Source organism: Halomonas sp. BM-2019 (assembly GCF_017584085.1).
Map to the genome: position 1 here is coordinate 1712804 of NZ_CP071922.1, position 5015 is coordinate 1717818.

Sequence of the window (5015 nt, forward strand, 5' to 3'; positions counted from 1 at the left end):
AGGCGGCGCCGTGGGTCGCGCCGGTGGTGGCCTGCAGGGCCTGGTGCTCGGCCAGCTGCACCAGGGCGCGCTGGATGGCGGCGTCGTCGAGGGCCGGTGCGATGACCCGGGGGATCGGGCGAATCGCCTGTTCCAGGGCCTCGGTGCCGCACAGGCCGCAGCCGGTGCGCCCGGCCAGGCTGCGGCGCCGGGCCTTGAGGGCCGCCAGCCGCTGGCTGCTGATGGTCAGCCGCACCGCCAGGCCATGGGCCTCCTCGCCAACCTCCAGGTCGTAGCACTCGTGGGGATGCGCCAGGATCCCCTCGGAGAGGCTGAAGCCCAGGGCGAACTCCTCCAGGTCGGCGGGCGTGGCCATCATCACCGCGTGGGAGATGCCGTTGTAGACCAGGGCCACCGGGACCTCCAGGGCCAGGGCGTCCTGCTGGGCGTCGGCGTACCAGCCGGTGGTGCCGCGGCGCACCTCCACCGGCTGGCGCGCCACTGCGGTCGCGGCGCCCGTCGAGCGGGTATCGCCGGCGCTCATGGCGTGGCCTCCCGCTGTGCCGCCTCGTCCAGATGGCCGCGCTGGGCCCGATCGAAGGCCGCGAAGCGCTGCTGCCAGGCGGAGGGCTGGCTGACCTTCTCCACCTGCACCGCCGTGACCTTGTACTCCGGGCAGTTGGTGGCCCAGTCGGAGTTGTCGGTGGTGATGACGTTGGCGCCGCTGCCCGGGTGGTGGAAGGTGGTGTAGACCACCCCCGGCTGCAGGCGCTCGCTGAGCCGGGCGCGCAGCACCGTCTGGCCGGCACGGCTGGTGATGCCCAGCCAGTCGCCGTCGCGGATGCCGCGCAGCTCGGCGTCGGCGGGGTGCAATTCCAGCACGTCCTCGTCGTGCCACACCTGGTTGTCGGTGCGCCGGGTCTGGGCGCCGACGTTGTACTGGGAGAGGATGCGCCCGGTGGTCAGCAGCAGCGGGAAGCGACGGCTGCTGCGCTCCTCGGTGGCCACGTACTCGGTGATGGCGAAGCGGCCGCGGCCGATGGGGAAGTCGTCCGCGTGCAGGGTCGGGGTGCCGGCGGGGTAGTCGTCGTTGCAGGGCCACTGCAGGCTGCCGTGGGCCTCGAGCCGCGCATAGCTGACCCCGGCGAAGCTCGGCGTGAGCCGGGCGATCTCGTCCATGATCTCCGACGGATGGGCATAGTCCATGGGGTAACCCAGCGCCCGGGCCAGTTCCTGGGTCACCTCCCAGTCGGCCTTGCCGGCCAGCGGCGGCATCACCCGGCGCACCCGGGTGATGCGCCGCTCGGCATTGGTGAAGGTGCCGATCCTTCTCCAGGAAGCTCGCGCCTGGCAGCAGCACATGGGCGTACTTGGCGGTCTCGTTGAGGAAGATGTCCTGGACGATCAGGCACTCCAGGGCGGAGAGCGCCGCCTCCACGTGCTGGGTGTTGGGATCGGACTGGGCGATGTCCTCGCCCTGCACGTAGAGCGCCTTGAAGCTGCCCTCGATGGCGGCGTCGAACATGTTGGGGATGCGCAGCCCCGGCTCGTCGTCCAGGGTCACGCCCCAGGCGGCCTCGAAGCGCCCGCGGGCCACGGGGTCGGCCACGTGCTGGTAGCCCGGCAGCTCGTGGGGGAAGGAGCCCATGTCGCAGGCGCCCTGGACGTTGTTCTGGCCGCGCAGCGGGTTCACCCCCACGCCCTCGCGGCCGAGGTTGCCGGTGGCCATGGCCAGGTTGGCGATGCCCATCACCATGGTGGAGCCCTGGCTGTGCTCGGTGACCCCCAGGCCGTAGTAGATGGCGCCGTTGCCGGCGGTGGCGTAGGTGCGCGCGGCCCGGCGCACCGCCTCGGCGGGCACCCCGGAGATCGCCTCGCTGGCCTCGGGGGAGTGGCGTTCCTCAGAGATGAAGTCGCGCCAGGCCCGGTAGGCCGCGGTGTCGCAGCGGGCCGCGATAAAGTCCTGATCCTCCAGGCCTTCGGTGACGATGACGTGCCCCAGGGCATTGATCAGCGCCACATTGGTGCCCGGGCGCAGCGGCAGGTGCTGGGCGTCCGCCAGGTGGGGCGTCTTGAGCAGGTCGATGCGCCGCGGGTCGGCGACGATCAGGCTGGCGCCCTGGCGCAGCCGCTTGCGCATCAGCGAGCCGAACACCGGGTGGGCGTCGGTGGGGTTGGCGCCGATCACCAGGATGGCGTCGGCCTGCATCACCGAGTCGAAGGTCTGGGTGCCGGCGGACTCGCCCAGGGTGGTCTTGAGGCCGTAGCCGGTGGGGGAGTGGCAGACCCGGGCGCAGGTATCGGTGTTGTTGTTGCCGAAGGCGGCCCGCACCAGCTTCTGCACCAGGTAGGTCTCCTCGTTGGTGCAGCGCGAGGAGGTGATGCCGCCGATGCTCTCGCGGCCATGCTCGGCCTGGATCGCCTCGAGTCGCACCGCGGCGAAGGCGATCGCCTCCTCCCAGCTCACCTCGCGCCAGGGCTGGTCGATGGAGTCGCGGATCCTCGGCGTGGTGATACGGTCCGGATGGGTGGCGTAGCCGAAGGCGAAGCGCCCCTTGACGCAGGAGTGGCCGTGGTTGGCGTCGCCGCCCTTGAAGGGCACCATGCGCACCAGCTGGTCGCCCTTCATCTGGGCCTCGAAGGTGCAGCCCACGCCGCAGTAGGCGCAGGTGGTGATCACGCTGCGCTCCGGCTGGCCGGCGTCGATGACGCTCTTCTCCATCAGGGTGGCGGTGGGGCAGGCCTGGACGCAGGCGCCGCAGGAGACGCAGTCGGAGTCCATAAAGGCCTCGCCCTGGCCCGCCGTGACCTTGGAGTCGAAGCCGCGGCCGTCGAGGGTCAGGGCGAAGGTGCCCTGCACCTCCTCGCAGGCCCGCACGCAGCGCGAGCAGACGATGCACTTGCTGGGGTCGAAGGTGAAGTAGGGGTTGGATTCGTCCTTGGCCGCCTGCAGGTGGTTCTCGCCCTCGAAGCCGTAGCGTACCTGGCGCAGCCCCACGGCGCCGGCCATGTCCTGCAGCTCGCAGTCGCCGTTGGCCGGGCAGGTGAGGCAGTCCAGGGGATGGTCGGAGATGTAGAGCTCCATGACGTTACGGCGCAGCCGGGCCAGGCGCTCGTTCTGGGTGGTGACCTGCATGCCCTCGGCCACCGGGGTGGTGCAGGCGGCGGGGGTGCCGCGCCGGCCCTCCACCTGGACGGCACACAGCCGGCAGGAGCCGAAGGCCTCCAGGCTATCGGTGGCGCACAGCTTGGGAATGGTGATGCCGGCCAGGGCCGCGGCGCGCAGCACCGAGGTGCCCTCCGGCACGCGGATCGCCACGCCGTCGATGGTCAGGCTGACCGGGTCGGCACCCGCCGCGGGGGCAGCGCCTGCGGCTCGGGTTGGACAAGGAGTGCCGAGGTCCTGGGCATGCTGTCGGGGGTCGAAATGCTCGATCATGGTCAGGCTCCCTCCACCGGTCGCCGGAAGTCATCGGGGAAATGGGTCAGGGCGCTGCGCACCGGGAAGGGGGTCATGCCGCCCATGGCGCACAGGGAGCCGTCCTCCAGGGTGTCGCAGAGGTCCCGGAGCAGTTCGAGGTTGGCCTCGCGGTCGCGGTCGGCGTGGATGCGACCGGCGAGGATTCGATCGATCACCTCCACGCCGCGGGTCGAGCCGATGCGGCAGGGGGTGCACTTGCCGCAGGACTCCACCTTGCAGAACTCCATGGAGAAGCGGGCCTGCTCCGCCATGTCGACGCTGTCGTCGAACATCACCACCCCGCCGTGGCCGAGCACCGCGCCCTCGGCGGCGAAGGCCTCGTAGTCCAGCGGCAGGTCCCACTGGGCCTCGGGCAGGTAGGCGCCCAGGGGGCCGCCCACCTGGACGGCGCGCAGCGGCCGGCCGCTGGCGGTACCGCCGCCGAAGCCCTCCATCAGCTCGCGCAGGCTGGCGCCGAAGGCCAGCTCCACCAGGCCGCCGCGCCGGACGTTGCCGGCCAGCTGCAGCGCCAGGGTGCCCCGGGAGCGGCCCATGCCGACCTCGGCGTAGGCCGCGGCGCCCTCGGCGAGGATGAAGGGCACGGCGGCCAGGGAGAGGACGTTGTTGACCACGGTGGGGCGACCGAAGAGGCCCACGATGGCCGGCAGCGGGGGCTTGGCGCGCACCAGGCCGCGCTTGCCCTCCAGGCTCTCCAGCAGCGAGGTCTCCTCGCCACAGATATAGGCGCCGGCGCCCAGGCGAACCTCCAGATGGAAGGCGCGGCCGCTGCCGCGGATGTCCTCGCCCAGGTAGCCGGCGGCCTCGGCGCGGGCGATGGCCGCGTCGAGGATCGTCTTGGCCAGCGGGTACTCGGAGCGCAGGTAGATATAGCCCTGGGTGGCACCCACGGCGAGGCCGGCGATGGCCATGCCCTCGATCAGCAGATAGGGGTCGCACTCCATCACCAGGCGATCGGCGAAGGTGCCGGAGTCGCCCTCGTCGGCGTTGCAGACGATGTACTTCTGGTCCGCCGCGGTGTCGAGCACCGTCTGCCACTTGATGCCGGTGGGGAAGGCGGCGCCGCCGCGGCCGCGCAGCCCCGAGGCCTTGACCTCCTCGACGATATCCTGGGGCGTGCGGGTCAGGGCGAGCTCCAGGCCGCGGAAGCCGTCGTGGGCCAGGTAGTCGGCCAGCGAGAGTGGGTCGGTCACGCCGATGCGGGCGAAGGTGAAACGCTGCTGGCGGGCGAACCAGGGCAGCGCCTCGGTGGGGCCCAGGGCCAGGGGATGGGCGGTATCGCCGGCGCGAAGGTCCCCATCGAGCAGGCCGGCGTCGAGCAGACCGGGGATATCCTCGGCGGCCACCGGCCCGAAGGCCAGGCGACCCTGCGGGGTCTCCACCTCCACCAAGGGCTCCAGCCAGGCGGCGCCGCGGGAGCCGTTGCGTACCAGGGTGAGGGCCAGGCCGCGGGCGCGGGCCTCCCGCTCCAGGCGGGCGGCCACCGCGTCGGCGCCCAGGGAGAGGGCGGTGGTATCACGGGGCACGATGACGCGCACGCTCATGCGATCACCTCCAG

At 71.9% G+C, this 5015-nt stretch carries 2 protein-coding genes and 1 pseudogene; all 3 read right to left on the bottom strand.

The window, feature by feature from the left end; all coding sequences use genetic code 11:
• Positions 1–523 (bottom strand): formate dehydrogenase accessory sulfurtransferase FdhD (locus J5F18_RS08610; protein ID WP_346301842.1); only part of this gene is annotated, 523 nt, incomplete at its 3' end.
• Positions 520–3418, bottom strand: a pseudogene (gene fdhF, locus J5F18_RS08615) (formate dehydrogenase subunit alpha). The gene J5F18_RS08610 and the pseudogene fdhF, both read right to left, overlap by 4 nt.
• Positions 3419–3420: 2 nt before the next feature.
• On the bottom strand, positions 3421–5001 hold the full coding sequence (locus J5F18_RS08620; RefSeq protein ID WP_346302201.1) for an NADH-ubiquinone oxidoreductase-F iron-sulfur binding region domain-containing protein: 1581 nt from the start codon (positions 4999–5001) through the stop codon (positions 3421–3423).
• Between the last annotated feature and the right edge of the window lie 14 nt (positions 5002–5015).